This window comes from Rheinheimera pleomorphica (assembly GCF_011634895.1).
Classification (GTDB): Bacteria; Pseudomonadota; Gammaproteobacteria; order Enterobacterales; family Alteromonadaceae; genus Alishewanella; species Alishewanella pleomorphica.
The window spans coordinates 681,259-696,462 of record NZ_SIRR01000008.1 but is presented as its reverse complement, the minus strand read 5'-3'; the positions used below and the strand labels follow the sequence as shown (position 1 = coordinate 696,462).

13 protein-coding genes are annotated in these 15,204 nt (G+C 52.9%); 10 read left to right on the top strand and 3 right to left on the bottom strand.

Annotation, left to right across the window (positions count from 1 at the left end; translation table 11 throughout):
• Position 1 precedes the first annotated feature (1 nt).
• Positions 2-2,818 carry a bifunctional [glutamate--ammonia ligase]-adenylyl-L-tyrosine phosphorylase/[glutamate--ammonia-ligase] adenylyltransferase gene (gene glnE, locus EYB30_RS12315; protein WP_166839201.1) on the top strand — a complete coding sequence of 939 codons (2,817 nt, stop codon included), beginning with the start codon at positions 2-4 and terminating at the stop codon, positions 2,816-2,818.
• Here glnE and EYB30_RS12310 read toward each other — a convergent pair.
• The 3 genes from EYB30_RS12310 to tolC all read right to left on the bottom strand — a co-directional run bounded on the left by EYB30_RS12310 (position 2,815) and on the right by tolC (position 5,804).
• Complete coding sequence (locus EYB30_RS12310; RefSeq protein WP_166839200.1) at positions 2,815-3,402, bottom strand: TcpQ domain-containing protein; 588 nt, start codon at positions 3,400-3,402, stop codon at positions 2,815-2,817. The genes glnE and EYB30_RS12310 overlap by 4 nt on opposite strands.
• A 2-nt stretch (positions 3,403-3,404) precedes the next feature.
• Positions 3,405-4,337: an LpxL/LpxP family Kdo(2)-lipid IV(A) lauroyl/palmitoleoyl acyltransferase gene (lpxL, locus tag EYB30_RS12305; RefSeq protein WP_166839199.1), complete on the bottom strand. Its 933-nt coding sequence runs from the start codon at positions 4,335-4,337 to the stop codon at positions 3,405-3,407.
• Between the two features lie 108 nt (positions 4,338-4,445).
• Entirely contained in the window at positions 4,446-5,804 is a 1,359-nt protein-coding gene (tolC, locus tag EYB30_RS12300) for an outer membrane channel protein TolC (protein ID WP_166839198.1), read from the bottom strand.
• A gap of 119 nt (positions 5,805-5,923) precedes the next feature.
• Here tolC and nudF point away from each other — a divergent pair, with 119 nt between their 5' ends.
• The 9 genes from nudF (at position 5,924) to rraB (ending at position 15,204) form a co-directional block, all read left to right on the top strand.
• Positions 5,924-6,559: an ADP-ribose diphosphatase gene (nudF, locus tag EYB30_RS12295; RefSeq protein WP_166839197.1), complete on the top strand. Its 636-nt coding sequence runs from the start codon at positions 5,924-5,926 to the stop codon at positions 6,557-6,559.
• 1 nt (position 6,560) lies between these two features.
• Entirely contained in the window at positions 6,561-6,998 is a 438-nt protein-coding gene (locus EYB30_RS12290; RefSeq protein ID WP_174978746.1) for a DUF1249 domain-containing protein, read from the top strand.
• Positions 6,995-7,780 (top strand): metallophosphoesterase, encoded by a 786-nt coding sequence (locus tag EYB30_RS12285; protein ID WP_166839196.1) that lies wholly within the window; start codon positions 6,995-6,997, stop codon positions 7,778-7,780. The genes EYB30_RS12290 and EYB30_RS12285 overlap by 4 nt, the downstream gene beginning before the upstream one ends.
• Positions 7,773-8,345, top strand: a complete 573-nt coding sequence (locus EYB30_RS12280) for a YqiA/YcfP family alpha/beta fold hydrolase (protein ID WP_166839195.1) — start codon at positions 7,773-7,775, stop codon at positions 8,343-8,345. Before EYB30_RS12285 ends, EYB30_RS12280 begins: the two co-directional genes overlap by 8 nt.
• A 36-nt stretch (positions 8,346-8,381) precedes the next feature.
• The gene (parE, locus tag EYB30_RS12275) at positions 8,382-10,277 is read left to right on the top strand and encodes a DNA topoisomerase IV subunit B (protein WP_166839194.1); all 1,896 of its coding nucleotides are present in this window, start codon (positions 8,382-8,384) and stop codon (positions 10,275-10,277) included.
• 31 nt (positions 10,278-10,308) lie between these two features.
• Complete coding sequence (locus EYB30_RS12270; protein ID WP_241698020.1) at positions 10,309-11,715, top strand: tetratricopeptide repeat protein; 1,407 nt, start codon at positions 10,309-10,311, stop codon at positions 11,713-11,715.
• 3 nt (positions 11,716-11,718) lie between these two features.
• The gene (gene parC, locus EYB30_RS12265) at positions 11,719-14,007 is read left to right on the top strand and encodes a DNA topoisomerase IV subunit A (protein ID WP_166839192.1); all 2,289 of its coding nucleotides are present in this window, start codon (positions 11,719-11,721) and stop codon (positions 14,005-14,007) included.
• Between the two features lie 74 nt (positions 14,008-14,081).
• Entirely contained in the window at positions 14,082-14,831 is a 750-nt protein-coding gene (locus tag EYB30_RS12260; RefSeq protein ID WP_166839191.1) for a 1-acylglycerol-3-phosphate O-acyltransferase, read from the top strand.
• A gap of 4 nt (positions 14,832-14,835) precedes the next feature.
• Positions 14,836-15,204: a ribonuclease E inhibitor RraB gene (gene rraB, locus EYB30_RS12255; protein WP_166839190.1), complete on the top strand. Its 369-nt coding sequence runs from the start codon at positions 14,836-14,838 to the stop codon at positions 15,202-15,204.

Sequence of the window (15,204 nt, the reverse complement as noted above, 5' to 3'; positions counted from 1 at the left end):
CATGAGCAACAACGACACGGTGACCGCACAGGTGCAGCAGCAATTAAGCCAGTTTGATTGTAGCGGCCTTAGCGCGGCACAGTGTAAACAACTGGCCAGGCTGTTAAGCGCCAGTCAATTTATTGGCCGTAGTCTGATGCAACAGGCTAGCTTATTACCGGTGCTGACTGACCGTGAACGGTTAGCCACATACCTGCAGCAAGCTGACAGCCAACTTGCTGATTACGCTGAGCTGGATGAAGCGGCGTTTTTCCGCCAGCTGCGCTGGGTGCGTAATGCTCGGCTTAGCGCCATACTGGCGGCTGATATTCTTAAGTTACATACCATAGAGCAAAGCTTGGCGGCGGTATCTGCTTTGGCTAACCAGCTTATCAACACCGCGTATCAGTGGGCTTATCAGCAGCTGATACCGCAGTGGGGCACACCGCTGGATGAACGCGGCATGCCGATGCCGCTGCTGATCCTGGGGATGGGCAAGCTGGGCGGCGGCGAGCTGAATTTTTCCTCCGATATTGACCTGATTTTTACCTATCCGGCCAATGGTGATACGCAGGGCGGCCGGCGTAGCACTGAGCATCAACAGTTTTTTACCCGGCTGGGGCAAAAGCTGATTGCAGCGCTGCATCAGGTAACAGCCGATGGTTTTGTCTACCGGGTCGATATGCGGCTTAGGCCCTTTGGCGATAGTGGGCCTTTGGTGCTGAGCTTTGCTGCGATGGAAGATTATTATCAGGAGCAGGGCCGGGAGTGGGAGCGCTACGCCATGCTCAAAGCCCGGGTATTGAACCCGGACGGTTATCACAGCCAGGAACTACAGCAGCTGTTAAAGCCATTTATTTACCGGCGTTATATCGATTTTTCCGCCATTGAATCGCTCAGGCGGATGAAGCAGCAAATTGAGCAGGAAAACCGCCGTTTAAACCGGCGCGACAATATTAAGCTGGGCATCGGCGGTATCCGCGAAGTGGAATTTATCGTACAAACCCTGCAGCTGATCCGCGGTGGCCGCATTCCGGCGCTGCAGCAGCAGTCATTATTGCAAGCACTGACGGTACTGGCTGATGAGCAAATTTTAACGCCGCAACAGGCTGGCGAACTGCGGCAGGATTATTTGCAACTGCGGGCAGTAGAGCAGGTGCTGCAAGGCATAGACGATCAGCAAACCCAGACCCTGCCGCAGGATGCTGACAACCGCAAGCGCTTACTGGCGGCGCTGGGGCTGGACAACTGGTCGCAGCTGCAGCAACAGATTGACAGCGCCATGGCGCGGGTACACCAACAATTTAAACAGGTGATTGATAACGGCGAAGAGCTGGAGCAGCAGGACATTACGCTGGGTAAGCTGATTTGGGACAGCGAACAAAGTGCCGATGAGCTGTCAGGCCAACTGGACTGGCTAAGTTTGGCTGACGCGACAGAGCTGATTAACCAGCTGCAACAGTTTAAACAGGATTGCCAGAAACGCAGCGTTGGCCCACGTGGCCGTGATTATCTGGCTAAACTGGTGCCATTATTGCTGCATATGTTGCAGCAGCAACAGGCGCAACCGATAGTGCTGGCACGGGTGCTGGGGGTATTTCGGCAAATTGTCACCCGCACGGCTTACCTGGAGCTGCTGTTTGAAAACCATGCCGCACTGCAGCAGCTGGTGCTGCTGTGCAGCCAAAGTGGCTGGCTGGCTGAGCAACTGGCACGGTTTCCAATGTTACTCGATGAGCTGATCGACCCGGCGCAGCTGTATCAGGTTGCCAGCCAGGCGGATTACCAGGACCGGCTACGGCAGCATATGTTGCGGGTGCCGGAAGACGATCTGGAGCTGTTGATGGAAACCCTGCGCCAGTATAAACAGGCGCAGCAGCTGCGTATTGCGGCGGCCGACATCAGTGGCGTGTTGCCACTGATGAAGGTCAGCGATCATTTAACCTGGCTGGCTGAAGTGATCATTGCGCAGGTGGTTGAACTGGCGTGGCAGCAAATGCTGCAGCGTTATGGTATGCCGGCGAATGCGACGGCCGATGATAAAGGCCTGGCGGTTATTGCCTACGGCAAACTCGGTGGCTGGGAGCTGGGCTACGGCTCTGATCTGGATCTGGTGTTTGTGCATAACTGCGACAGCCAGGCGCCCACCAGCGGTGAGCGGGCAATAGATTCCAAACAGTTTTATTTGAAACTGGTACAGCGGGTATTGCATTTATGCACTACCCGCACCAACAGCGGGGTGTTATACGATATTGATACCCGGCTTCGGCCCTCGGGTAATGCGGGCCTGCTGGCGGTTAATATTGAAACTTACGACCAGTATTTACAGCAGGAAGCCTGGACCTGGGAGCATCAGGCATTGGTGCGGGCGCGGGCTATTTACGGTAGTGCTGCACTGCAACAGCGCTTTGGCCAGATCCGGCAACACATTTTGTGTCTGCCACGGCCCTTGTCACAATTACGCGCAGAAGTACTGCAAATGCGCGATAAACTGCGCCAGCATCATGGCAGTGCTGTTGATGATCCTAAGCACAGTGTTGGTGGCATTGTGGATCTGGAGTTCATCAGTCAGTTTCTGGTGTTGGGCTATGCCGGACAGCACCCCAGCCTGTATCGTTTTACCGATAATATCCGCATTCTGGATGCGGCGGCTGCGACAGCCTTACTGACAGCGCAGCAGGTCAGCGCCTTGCAGCAAGCGTATCAGTTGCTGCGCGGCGCGGGCCACCGTCACACGCTGGCACCGGCTACCTTACCAACCTCGGACAGCCTGTTGCAGGCGCGGCAACAGGTTGAGCAGGTGTGGCAGCAGCTATTTCAGCCGGATGAGAAGGTTTAATCTTTTTTCACTGCCGTATCGGCAGTAATGCAATGTTGCTGTAAGTGCGGGTTCGTTTTGTCGGTGATGACGGCGGCCCGCTCCCGTGGGCAATAATAAGCCATTACCGGTGACTGAAAGTCCGGTGCTATAGCCACAGCCACTTCATGGATGGTGGCGATAAGACTGGTGTCGGTCTGAAAATAATGTTTTACCACATAGTCACGCGGCAAGGTCCAAAACAGCTCAATACCTTCGCTGCGGGCATACTCGGACAGTTTGGTTTTTACCGTATCGCCCTCGCGAAAGCGCCGGTCTGTTACCTGGCCGCGCCAGTTGATATCACCCGGTATCACTATCTGGCTACGCTGCTGCAGTTGCCGTGTCAGCTGATCGCTGGTGTCAGGCAGGGTTAGCTTAAATTTAGACAACTCGCGGGCGCCATCGGCCAGTGAGCCGCGGATTTTACCGTAAAATTCGCTGAACCCCTCTGCCGCCACATTCGCAGAATCCTTGCGGATTAGAAAATCCGGCCGCGTCAGGATCAAATAGGCCAAACCGCCGAGCAACACTAGTAGCACGATATTACGTATCCAAAACCACATAATCAGCTTCCTTTATACAATGACGGCGCCGTGGCATCTGGCCGGGTTTTAAAGCGGCGGTGCAACCACATATATTGCTCGGGGTGGCGCAGCACTGCCTGTTCTACCCACTGGTTTACCCGGGTAACATCGGCTTTGTCGTCACCGCTTGGAAACGGCGTTAACGCCGGTAATACCTCTATATGGTAACCCTTGTTGCCGGGCAAGCGGCTGGTAATCACCGGTAGAACCACACAGTTGGCAGCATTGGCAAATAATAGCGTACCTGTGGTGGTGGCGGCATCGGGCACAGCAAAAAAGGGCACAAATTCAGCACGGTTGCGGCCATAGTCTTGATCTGGCAGATAAAAACAGACTTCCTGCTGATTCAATGCGGCAATCAGGCCTTTGACATCGCGTTTGCCGACCATGTATTTATTGGCCTTATTGCGGCCATGGTATTGCAGATAGTCCATTAACGGGTTGTTATGTGGCCGGTAAAAGCCAACACTGGGATGGGTTAAGCCGAACACCCGGCAAGCCCCTTCGAGGTGCAAAAAGTGCGCCGCCAGCAGCAGCACCCCTTTGCCTTCGCCTATTGCGGCCTGAATATGCTGATAGCCGGTAAAATGTGCCAGCTTTTTTATGCGCCAGGTGGGCCACCACCAACCAATCACGGTATCAAACAGGGCTTTGCCGGTTTCTTCAAAGTTGCGCTTGACCAATAATGCTTGCTCGGCCGCGGGCAGCTGCGGAAAACACAGTTCAATATTGCGCTTGGCCACTTTGCGGCGTGATTTCAACAGCTTGTGCAGCAAACGGCCAAAACCTGTGCCCAGCGCCATCAGCACCGGATAAGGTAGCCAGCTGATTAACCACAGTACGGCAGCGCCAAGCCAGAGTAACCAATATTTTGGCAGCAAAAAGCGCCAGCTAAACTGCGGAGCCTGAACCACGCGATATCCTCAGAAAAAAATAATGCGCTATTGTAGCCAAATTCAGCGGGGGGAACAGCGAAAACTGGTAGGAGGTTCGCCGCCGCAGCGGCGAACCTGATAGTTGCCTTAGCTGGCCAGTGCCTGATTAATGGCCTGTAAGTCTTGCTCAGACAAATTACCGGCTGCTTGCTTCAGTGTTAGGATCGCGATTACATAGTTGTAGCGGGCACCGGATAAATTGCGGCGAGCTTCAAACAGGTTACGGGTGCTTTGCAGCACGTCAACAATGGTACGGGTGCCGACTTCAAAACCCGCTTCGGTAGCGTTTAACGCACTTTCAGCAGAAATGACCGCCTGCTCTAACGCGCGGATAGTGGCGATATTGGCATTAATATCGTTAAAGGAGCTGCGTACCTGGCGTACCGCGGTGCGGTAGCTTAGCTCCAGATCCTGGCTGGCCGCGACATAATTAGCACGTGCCACGCTGGTTTGTGCTGTCGTGGCGCCACCGCTGTATAACGGCACACGCAGGTTTAAACCAATTTGCTTGCTATCCAGCCGCGGTGTATTAGTACTGGTGGTAGCACCGTTGAAAGTGGTGTCAGTGGTAGAATCTGAAGTGCCATAAGAAGCCTCTAACGCCAGCGTTGGATAATGGCCAGCAACCGCATTGTCGATATCATTCTGCGCAATTTCCAACGCCAGTTTATTGGCTTTTAAATTCAGGTTCAGTTGTTCCGCCAATTTTACCCATTCGTCAGCGGTGGCTGGCGACGGTGTTTGGGTGGCAAATTTATCGGTATTTAAACTGGCCAGTTCGCTATGGTATTGGCCGGTAATTTCGCGCAGCGCTTCACGGGCGGTTTCCAGACCGTTCTGGGCGGTAATTTGCCGCGCTACCGCGCTGTCAAACTGGGCCTGGGCTTCATGCACATCGGTAATGGCGGTTAAACCCACGGCAAAGCGCTGCTTGGTTTGCTCCAGCTGGCGCTCTATTGCACGTTTTTCAGCCTCAGCAAAGCCTAAGTCATCTACCGCTTTTAACACATTAAAATATGCCTGTGACACCCGCACTATCAGGGCCTGAATAGCCGCATCCAGATTGGTCTGGCTTTGCATAGCGCGTTTTTCAGCGGTATTCAGATTTTTCCAGTTATTCCAGTTAAATACCGACTGCGACAAGCCGATTTCAGCACTCCAGCCCTGGCTATCACTTTCAATAATGGCTAAGCCTGATTCAAACGGCTGGGCACGCTCTGCAATAGACTTGCTGTAACCGGCGGTTAAATTAACCTGTGGTAATAAGTTGGCTTTAGAGACATCAATACCCTGTTTGGCGGCATCGCGGTTGGCAATCGCTTTTAACAGTTGCGGATCTTTTTGTGTGGCTAATTGATAGATACTCTGCAGATTGTCAGCCATAGCCTGCATACTGAACAAACCGAAACTGGTGGCGAATAAGGTGCTTAATAAGGTTTTTTTCATTTTTACCAATCCTGGCCGTCTAAAAGGAAACTGCACGAATAATACTCTGTTACGGTAAACTAGGTAATCTTTAAACCGTAAAGTTATGCGCAAGAGTGTAACAGAATATGAGTACAGACATGTCTGATTTCAAGTTAAACCAGTATCCGCCATTTAGCACTGCAGATGTAGAAATTCTCGACAAAGCTACGGTTTTTCAGGGTTTTTTTCGCTTAGACCGCTATACCCTGCGTCATCGCCTGTTCGCCGGCGGTTGGAGTGAGCCGATGCAGCGGGAAATGTTTGAACGTGGCCATGCGGTAGTGGTGCTGCCTTATAATGCCCAAACCGATGAGCTGGTGTTAATTGAACAGTTTCGCTTAGGCGCTATGGCCAGCAGCCCCAGCCCTTGGTTGCTGGAAGCCATTGCCGGCATGATAGAGCCGGGCGAAAGCGCAGAGCAGGTGGCGCAGCGCGAGGCCGAAGAAGAAGCCGGGTTAACAATCAACGAACTTTGGCCTATGCTTAGCTACTTGTCCAGCCCAGGCGGTACAACAGAGCGTATTCAGCTGTTTCTTGGCCGCCTAACGCAGCCAGTCAGTACCGGCTTGTTTGGCCTGGCGGCTGAGCATGAGGACATTAAAGTGCATCTGCTAAAGCGTACTGAGGCGATGCAGCTGCTGGCCGAACAAAAAATTGATAATGCTGCCAGCGTCATTGCCCTGCAATGGCTGGCGCTTAACCTTGATAAAGTGAAACAAGCCTGGGGGGCTTAGCGTGTGGTTTAAGCGGCAAAAATATGTGCCCAAGTTACCGGATTTTCTTGCGCTGTGTGAGCGTAATTATGCGCAGCTGAACCGCTATTTAAAGGCGGAGGTAAAATGTGGCCAAAGTGTTGATATTCAGATCAGCGCCCAGCACTGTTACCGCCTTAGCGTCACTGAAGTGGCGCGCTTTACCACCACCTTAGACATTGAACTGCTTGACGCTCAGGCATATTTCCGGCCACGCTTTACCGTGCGTTTATATCACGATGCCCAGGTTGCCGAGGTGCTGGCTTGCCAGCATATCAGCCGCTTTCAGGCGCGTTACGATTATCCTAATCTGGATATGTTGCTACCCGATGAAAAGCGGCAAATTAATTTGCTGCTGCGCGATTGGTTAAAATTGTGCACCGCACAGGGCTATATAAACCAGGAGCTGGCATTCGGGTGAAGCCGTATCAGTTTGCGTTAAAGCCGCAGTATTATCTGGCCCAGCTCACTGATTGCCACTTGCTGGGCAGTGCTGAAGGCGACTATAAAGGTATCCGGCCAGCCCGGCATTTGGCGGCGATAGTACAGCAGCTGGTGCAACAGCCACCGGATGCAGTGCTGTTAACCGGCGATGTTACCCAGGACCACAGCGAGCAGTCTTATCAATTATTGGCGCAACTGATGGCGCCGCTGCGTTGCCCGGTATTTTGTCTGCCCGGTAATCATGACGATATCACGCAGTTGGCTGCATTATGCCAGCAGGCCCCCTTTCGGCCTGAGCGCAGCCTTGGGCTGGCAGGCTGGCAGTTATTGCTGCTAAACAGCAAAGGTGATTCGCCGGCAGGGGTATTTCCACTGGCCGAACAGCACTGGCTGGCCCAGCAGTGCCGGCAAAATCTGTCCGGCGCTATCTGGTTGTTTTGCCATCATCACCCGCTGCCGTTAAACTGCTTTATTGATAAACATGGCCAGCAGCATCAGACACAGCTGTGGCAGGCTATTGCTGCTGAACCACGTATTCGCGGCATAGCGCACGGCCATGCGCATTATGCGTATCAACAGCAGCACCGGCAGATAGACATTGTCGGTTGTCCGGCGACCTCAGTGCAGTTTTTGCCCACGCCTGACTGGCAAACGCAGGACGGCGGGCCGCAGTGGTGTGACTGGTACTTTAGCGCCAGTGGTGATGTCAGCTGGCAGTTTCGCCAGCTTAATTTAACGAATAGTAGTAATAATGAGTAAAAAAGTAGTTTATTTACATGGCTTTGCCAGCTCGTCACATTCTGAGAAAGCACGTTTAACCAGTGCGTTTTTTGCCTGCCATTACCCGCATATTGATTATGCCGCCCTGGACTTACCCTATGAGCCGGTTGCCGCACTGGCGTTGATTAAACAGCACCTGGGCAGTGCGCGCGAGGTGGCGCTGATTGGCAGTTCCCTGGGCGGCTTTCTGGCGACCTGTATTGCCGAACAGCTAAACTGCCGTGCCTGCCTGATTAACCCGGCAGTGGCCCCGCACACCGTGCTGGATAAGCATCTGGGCCGCTATTATCACCCGGTGCTGCAGCAGCACTTTGATGTGACTGCCGCGCAAATGGCCACGCTGGAGCAGTTAATGCCAAAGCAACTTAAGCAGCCAGAGAATTACCTGCTGTTGTTGCAAAGCGGCGATGAAGTGTTAGATTACCGTCTGGCGCTGGATTACTATCAGGGCGCTGACATAAAACTGAGCGAAGGTGGCGATCACAGCTATGTCGGTTATGCGGCACAGCTTGCAACTATTGCCAATTTTTGCCAACTCGCGTAAAAACGCGCTAAATCCAATCAGCCAGTGACCGAGACTATGACTTCACAACAGTACAATGCCGATTCGATTGAAGTGCTGACCGGGCTAGAACCGGTGCAGCGTCGCCCCGGAATGTATACCGACACCAGCCGGCCAAATCATTTGGGCCAGGAAGTTATCGACAACAGCGTCGATGAAGCCTTGGCCGGCCATGCCGACAACGTGCAGGTGATATTGCACGACGACCAGTCGCTGGAAGTCATTGATAATGGCCGCGGTATGCCGGTTGATATTCACCCGGAAGAGGGGGTCAGCGGCGTTGAACTGATTTTCTGCCGGCTGCATGCCGGTGGTAAGTTCTCCAATAAAAACTATCAGTTCTCTGGTGGTTTGCACGGCGTCGGTATTTCCGTGGTTAATGCGTTATCGAGCCGGGTAGATGTGACGGTGCGCCGCGACGGCAATGTGTACGAAATGGCGTTTGAACATGGCAACAAGGTGTCAGAGCTGACAGTAACCGGTACCGTAGGCAAGCGCAATACCGGTACCCGGGTCCGGTTTTGGCCGACGCCGTCTTATTTTGACTCGCCGAAGTTTTCCGTCAGCCGTTTGCTGCATGTATTAAAAGCCAAGGCGGTATTGTGCCCGGGCTTAACGGTCAGTTTTGACGACAAAGTTAACCAGCAACAATATCAGTGGTGTTACCAGAACGGCATTAAAGATTACCTGGCAGAGTCGGTGAAAGACTATGTCTGTCTGCCCGAGCAGCCGTTTACCGGCAGTTTCAGTGCCAGCACCGAAGCGGTGGAGTGGGCCTTGTTGTGGCTGCCCGAAGGCGGCGAACTGGTTACTGAAAGCTATGTTAACCTGATCCCCACCGCCCAGGGCGGTACCCATGTTAATGGTCTGCGCCAGGGCTTGCTGGAGGCGCTGCGCGAGTTTTGCGAGTTTCGCAACCTGCTGCCGCGCGGTATTAAATTGTCAGCTGAGGATATCTGGGACCGCTGCAGCTATATTTTATCGCTGAAAATGCAGGATCCGCAGTTTGCCGGCCAGACCAAAGAGCGTTTATCGTCACGCCAGTCAGCAGCCTTTGTCTCCGGCATTGTCAAAGATGCCTTTAGTTTATGGCTGAATGAGCATACCGATATTGCCGAAAGCCTGGCTGATTTTTGCATTAATAATGCACAGCGGCGGTTAAAGGCCGCAAAAAAAGTTGTGCGCAAAAAAGTGACGTCCGGCCCGGCGTTGCCCGGTAAACTGGCCGACTGTTCAGCACAGGATTTAAACCAGACCGAGCTGTTTCTGGTTGAGGGTGACTCGGCCGGTGGCAGTGCCAAACAAGCGCGCGACCGCGAGTTTCAGGCAGTGATGCCGCTGCGCGGTAAAATTCTCAACACCTGGGAGGTCGAGTCGGGCCAAATCCTGGCTTCGCAGGAAGTTCACGATATTTCTGTCGCCATAGGTATGGACCCGGACAGCGCCGATTTATCCGCGCTGCGCTACGGTAAAATTTGTATTCTGGCCGATGCCGACTCGGACGGTTTGCACATTGCGACCTTGTTGTGTGCACTGTTTATGCGGCATTTCCGCTCGCTGGTCGAAGCCGGCCATGTTTATGTCGCCATGCCGCCGCTGTACCGTATCGACATTGGCAAAGAGGTGTATTACGCCCTGGATGAAGATGAGAAAAACGGCATTTTAGACCGGATAGAGGCAGAGAAAAAGCGTGGCAAAGTGAATGTGCAGCGCTTTAAAGGCTTAGGCGAGATGAACCCGCTACAACTGCGTGAAACCACTATGGATCCCAATACCCGCCGATTGGTGCAGCTAACCATTGATGACGTGGCGCAAACGCTGGAAATTATGGATATGTTACTGGCGAAAAAACGCGCCACCGACCGGCGTGACTGGCTGGAACAAAAGGGTGATAAAGCGGCCATTGCCGTATAACCGGTATTTAAACCAACGGGGTGTCAGAACTGTGATAAAACACTGTACTGCGATTTTACTGCTTGTGCTGCTTGGCGTTAGCCCGTCGTTGTATGCGCAGCAAGCGCCTGGCTGGCTGGAGCAGGTGGCGGCGCAAAAGCGGCAGCAACCCGAAGCTATGCTGGCGTTACTGCAGCAGCATCAGCATGAATTACCACAGTTAAGTCGGCCACAGCAGGCGCAGTGGTATTATTTACAGGCGGTATTATTTGACGCCCTTGGCCGGCACCAGCAACAACAGCAAGCGGCAGAGCAAGGGTTAGCGCTGGTTGCCGCTGACAACGACATTATTAAAGTCAAGCTATTGTATGAGCTGGGTTTTGCCCGTGAAATGCAAACCGATTACCCGGGCGCATTACAGCATTATCTGGACGGTATGACGCTGGCGACGGCGCTGGAAAATGAAAAATATATTTTGCTTGGCCAGATTAACCATGCGGCAATTTTATCGATCCAAAATAACGACCAACAAGCGCTGGCGCTGCTTAAAGATACTTATCAGCGTGCGCAGCAACTGAACGATAATGAAGTGCTGGCCGAAGTGACGGCTGAACTGGGGTTATTGTACTCGGCGCTGGGTTATGATGAAGAAGCCATCGAGCTACTGAACAGTGCGCTGCAACAATATCAGCGGCTGGACTGGCCGAAAAACCAAATCACAGTGTTGTACAACCTGGCTCGCACTTACAGTTATCTGCAGCGCTATGAATTGTCACTGCAAACCTATAACCAAATGCTACAAAAAAGCCAGCAGCTGCAGGACAACGTTAATTTGTACCATGCCTATTTAGGCCTGGCGATTGCCAGCATTAATGCCGATCGCGGGGAAGCCGCTTTATCGTATATCGATAAGGCTGAGCAGTATTTGCCCTTGTTGCAATCCAGCGCGCATCTGGCGACACATTATTATGAAAAAGCGTTGATCTTAAAGAAATTAGATCAGGTTTCGCCGGCGATACAGCAGGTACTGCTGGCCGAGCAAAGTCTGAATAAAGACGGCCTGCGTGAAGATGTCGCCAGCCGCCTGGCGATCTGGCATTTGAAAGCCCAGCTGCTGGCCGCCCAGGGCGAGTACCAGAAAGCCTATCATCAGCTGTACGACTTTGTTGCTGACTATCAGGATATGCGCAACAAAGAAAATGAACTGGCATTTGAACAGATCCGCGCCGCGTTTGAGCACGAGCGTCAACAGCAGCAAACCTTGCTGCTGGAGCAAGACAACGAATTAAAAGCCCTGCGGCTGCAGCAGGCCGAGCGCGGCAGCCAGCTGCAGCTGGTGTGGCTGACTATTTTTGCTGGCAGCACGCTGGTACTGTTGATCTTATTGCTGTGGCAACTGGCGCGGCGCAAAACAAAACACATGGCCCCGGGCGCTGATAAACCCGGGCAGACAGGATAAGCTATGACCGAAACTGTAATATCGCTCGATGGCGTTGAGCAACTGCCGCTGCGCCGCTTTACCGAAGAAGCGTATTTAAATTACTCGATGTACGTCATTATGGACCGGGCGCTGCCGCATATTGGCGATGGGTTAAAACCGGTACAGCGGCGCATTGTTTATGCGATGTCTGAGCTGGGTTTATCGCACCTGGCTAAGTATAAAAAATCGGCCCGTACTGTCGGTGACGTGCTGGGTAAGTTTCACCCGCACGGTGACAGCGCCTGTTACGAAGCCATGGTGCTGATGGCGCAGCCGTTTTCATACCGCTATCCGCTGGTAGATGGCCAGGGCAACTGGGGTGCCCCGGATGACCCTAAATCGTTTGCGGCGATGCGTTACACCGAGGCCAAATTATCGCGTTTCTCCGAAGTGCTGTTATCGGAACTTGGCGCCGGCACCACCGACTGGCTGCCTAACTTTGACGGTACCCTGGAAGAGCCGAAAGTATTGCCGGCACGGCTGCCGCATATTTTGCTAAACGGCATTACCGGTATCGCCGTGGGCATGGCCACTGATATTCCGCCACATAATGCCCGCGAAGTAGCCCATGCCTGCGCGGCTTTGCTGGATAACCCGCACAGCAGCGTGACGGATTTAATGCAGTACGTAAAAGGGCCGGATTACCCGACCGATGCTGAAATTATCAGCCCGGCCAGTGATTTAGCCGCTATTTATCAAACCGGCCGTGGCAGCGTAAAAATGCGCGCTGTGTACAGCCAGGAAGATGGCGATATTATTATCACAGCGCTGCCGCATCAAACCTCCGGTGCCAAGGTGCTGGAACAAATTGCCGCCCAGATGCAGGCCAAAAAACTGCCAATGGTTAGCGACTTACGTGATGAGTCGGATCATGAAAACCCAACCCGTATCGTGATAGTGCCGCGCTCGAACCGCATTGACGTCGAGCAGCTGATGCAGCATTTGTTTGCCACCACGGATCTGGAAAAAAGCTACCGGGTCAATATTAATATTCTTGGCTTAGATCAGCGGCCGCGGGTGAAAAACCTGCTGGAAATTTTAACCGAATGGCTAAGCTTCCGCCGTGACACCGTGCGCCGGCGCCTGCAGTTCCGTTTGGATAAAGTGCTGGATCGCATCCATGTGTTGGAAGGTTTATTAATTGCCTTTTTAAATATCGATGATGTTATCCGTATTATCCGCACCTTTGACGAGCCCAAGCCCGAACTGGTGGCGTTTTTCGGCATTACCGAACGCCAGGCCGAAGCCATTTTAGAGCTGAAATTACGCCATTTGGCCAAGCTTGAAGAAATGAAAATTCGTGGCGAGCAGGACGAGCTGGCCAAGGAGCGCGATAAATTACAGGCTATTTTAGGTTCAGAGAAAAAGCTGACCAAGCTTATTCGCGATGAGCTGCTGGCTGACGCCGAGAAATACGGCGATGAGCGTCGCAGCCCGATAGTGCAGCGCGGCGAAGCTAAAGCCCTTAGCGAAAAAGAACTGCTGCCCAGCGAGCCGGTAACGGTGATTTTGTCGGAAAAAGGCTGGGTACGCTGCGCCAAAGGCCATGATATTGATGGCAACGCACTAAGCTACAAAGCCGGTGATGCCTTTAAAGCACTGGCCAGTGGCCGCTCTAATCAGCAGGCGGTGTTTATCGATTCGTCCGGCCGCAGCTTTGCCACCGAAGCGCATGAGCTACCCTCAGCCCGTGGCCAGGGTGAGCCGTTAAGTGGCCGTTTTGCTGTTGTCGCCGGTGAAAGTTTTGACCATGTGTTGCTGGGCGATGAAAAACAAGCACTGTTGCTGGCCAGTGACGCCGGCTATGGCTTTGTTGCCGAGTACAGCGATTTACTCAGCCGTAATAAAGCCGGTAAAGCGGTGCTCAGCCTGCCGCTGGGGGCGAAAGTGCTGCCGCCGCTGGTGGTTAAACAGCCAGAGACCGATCTGGTGTTATGTATCTCTAACGAAGGCCGGATGCTGGTGTTCCCGGTGGCCGATTTACCTAAACTGAGCAAGGGTAAAGGCAACAAGCTGATGTCTATTCCGTCAGCCCGTGCGGCCAGCCGTGAAGAGTATGTTTGCCAGCTGGCGATAGTGCCGGCCTCTGGCAGCGTCACCCTGGTGGCGGGTAAACGTAAGCTGGGGTTAAAAGCCGATGACTTAGCGCATTATCATGGTGAGCGTGGCCGGCGTGGTAATAAACTGCCGCGTGGCTTGCAGCGCATTGATGAGGTATTAGTCAGCCAAACGGCGGATAGCAGCAGTGATCAAACCAGCAGTAGCGAGTAAAGCCGCTATACTAGGCGCCTTTTTTACGGCGCCTTTTTTATTGCCAGGCCAGGCCGGCAGTGTGGAGATAGCAAGTGATAGCGGTAGTACGGTTAATCTTATTAGTACTGTTTTTTATTCTTAGTACAGTTGCGGGTCTGTTGTTATGTCTGCTGCGGCCTTTTCATGCCAATAATGTGTTTATCTTCTCACACTGGTATGGCTGGGCGGCATGGATCTTTGGTATTAAAGTGGAAGTGCGTAAGCATCAGGGCGCCGACATTGGTCAGCCATGCGTTTATATTGCTAACCATCAGAATAATCTCGATTTATTTACCATCAGTAATGCGGTAGAGCCGCGCACCGTCACCATTGGCAAAAAAAGCCTGAAGTTTATTCCGTTTTTTGGTCAGTTGTACTGGCTAAGCGGCAATATCCTGATTGACCGCAACAACAAGTCTAAAGCGCTCAATACCATGCTGGCAGCCGCCGAGCGCATCCGCCGCGATAACTTGTCGGTATGGATGTTCCCCGAGGGCACCCGCAGCTATGGCCGTGGCCTGCTGCCCTTTAAAATGGGCGCCTTTCATATCGCGATGGAAGCCGGTGTACCTTTAGTACCGGTGTGTATGAGCAGCAGCCACGGCCAGTTTAAGTTAAACCGCTGGAACAATGGCAAAGTGATCGTACAGCTGCTGGCGCCGGTGAGCATACCTGACAAAGAACAGATGAATATTCGTCAGTTTGCCGAAAAACTGCATCAGCAGATGCAGGCGAAAATTGCGGAGCTTGATAGCGAACTGGGCAACGACTACACTGCCAGCATTACAGCAGCTAAAGAGTAATTTTATGGAAAACTGGCAGGAATTTACCGAAGACACTATCGCCGCCTTGTTAGAAGACGGCAGCGATCCGGATGCGCTTTACACCATCGAGCATCACTTTTACGACAAAGACTTTGCCAAGCTGGAAAAACTGGCGGTAGAGCTGTTTAAGCAAGGCTATGAAGTAACCGACGCTGAAGAAGTGGAGTTTGAAGACGGCAGCAATGCCTGGGTATTCGACGCCATCCGCGAGCAATCACTCGACGCCGACAGCATCGTCGCCGACGCCATTAAGCTGGAAGAGCTGGCGAAAAAACACAAGGTAGAATACGACGGCTGGGGCACCTATTTTGAAGGTGATGAAGACGTTGATTTTGATGATGATGAAGAGTAA

What these genes read in the sequence shown, in the direction of transcription:
- tolC (WP_166839198.1), bottom strand. Translation starts at nt 5,804, where the DNA reads ATGAAAAAAACCTTATTAAGCACCTTATTCGCCACCAGTTTCGGTTTG.
- EYB30_RS12310 (WP_166839200.1), bottom strand. Translation starts at nt 3,402, where the DNA reads ATGTGGTTTTGGATACGTAATATCGTGCTACTAGTGTTGCTCGGCGGT.
- glnE (WP_166839201.1), top strand. Translation starts at nt 2, where the DNA reads ATGAGCAACAACGACACGGTGACCGCACAGGTGCAGCAGCAATTAAGC.
- rraB (WP_166839190.1), top strand. Translation starts at nt 14,836, where the DNA reads ATGGAAAACTGGCAGGAATTTACCGAAGACACTATCGCCGCCTTGTTA.
- EYB30_RS12280 (WP_166839195.1), top strand. Translation starts at nt 7,773, where the DNA reads ATGAGTAAAAAAGTAGTTTATTTACATGGCTTTGCCAGCTCGTCACAT.
- parE (WP_166839194.1), top strand. Translation starts at nt 8,382, where the DNA reads ATGACTTCACAACAGTACAATGCCGATTCGATTGAAGTGCTGACCGGG.
- nudF (WP_166839197.1), top strand. Translation starts at nt 5,924, where the DNA reads ATGTCTGATTTCAAGTTAAACCAGTATCCGCCATTTAGCACTGCAGAT.
- parC (WP_166839192.1), top strand. Translation starts at nt 11,719, where the DNA reads ATGACCGAAACTGTAATATCGCTCGATGGCGTTGAGCAACTGCCGCTG.